The 984-nt window shown below is 35.0% G+C and carries 2 protein-coding genes and 1 pseudogene; 2 read left to right on the top strand and 1 reads right to left on the bottom strand.

Features of this window, described 5'->3' with window-relative positions:
• Positions 1 to 163 precede the first annotated feature (163 nt).
• Together ED2_RS15280 and ED2_RS14495 are read left to right on the top strand one after the other, a co-directional pair.
• Positions 164 to 367, top strand: a pseudogene (locus ED2_RS15280) (IS3 family transposase); the annotation flags it as partial.
• Between the two features lie 95 nt (positions 368 to 462).
• Entirely contained in the window at positions 463 to 660 is a 198-nt protein-coding gene (locus ED2_RS14495) for an IS3 family transposase (RefSeq protein ID WP_002297837.1), read from the top strand.
• 57 nt (positions 661 to 717) lie between these two features.
• Here the strand turns inward: ED2_RS14495 and ED2_RS14490 are convergent.
• On the bottom strand, positions 718 to 984 hold a 267-nt coding region (locus ED2_RS14490), incomplete at its 5' end, for a universal stress protein (protein ID WP_164703938.1).

The following is a 984-nucleotide window of genomic DNA, read 5'->3' as shown; positions in this document are numbered from 1 at the left end:
CGTGTAATAAAAAACAAACGTTCCTTAATTAGTATACGGAGCAAAATAGAAATTAGCAAATCTATTTTCAGAAAATGTTGATTTCATTCAAAATCATCCCCAAACGCTATCCATAATCATCGCAATCTGGGATATTTTACTGTAAAATTAAAACTATCACCATTCCTACAGCCGTAAAGGCTGTCCCTACGATAACGAAGGAATCGAATCATTCCATGCATTATTGAAGAAAGAACATGTGTCCCAACGACCAATATATCAAACTTTTGAAGAAGCAAGACGACAAATTTTCAGTTACGTTCAAGGATTTTATAACAACCACAGAATTCACAGTGCTTTAGCATATCTGTCTCCGGTTGAATTTTAGAAAAAGATACTGGCTGCTTAACATAAAAAATCTCTCGTAAAAAGTGTCTCAGCTATTGACTCTAATCTAAAAAGCATTATCACATTCCAGGAGGAATGGTTCTACAAACGGATTTATGCAGCCAGTATACAATAATCGAATCTTCCTATGCATCATTGAAAAAAGAAGAGGTCTATACGACTACTTACTCAGATTTTGAAGAAGCCAAACGAGCGCTATTTAGCTACATTAGTTCGATTGGTTATCTAACTCCACAGGAGTTTGAAGACCTGTCAAGAGAGGAAATAGCATAACCATCTCTATTAAAATTTGTCCAAGATATTGACCCAAATACATATTATCTGCAATATTTACTTAATAACTGTAATTGAGATTGGAGAATTTTTAACCATATAAGTAGCATGCGAACCAAAATATCCTTTAATTCCATGCATTGATCGCGATCCAATGATTAAGATATCTGCAGATGTTGCTGGCAAAATCGTCTTAGTAATTTCCTCGGCCGGATCACCTTCTCCACTGTACAGCTGAATGTTTTTTACACCGCTATTTTCTGCATATTGTTTGTACTTTTCCAAATTAAGTAACAATTGACTTCGTTTCTGGCTCAAGTACTC

The sequence above is a fragment of the Enterococcus durans NBRC 100479 = LMG 10746 genome (assembly GCF_001544215.1).
GTDB lineage: Bacteria > Bacillota > Bacilli > Lactobacillales > Enterococcaceae > Enterococcus_B > Enterococcus_B durans.
This window is presented reverse-complemented; position numbering and strand designations above follow the sequence as displayed.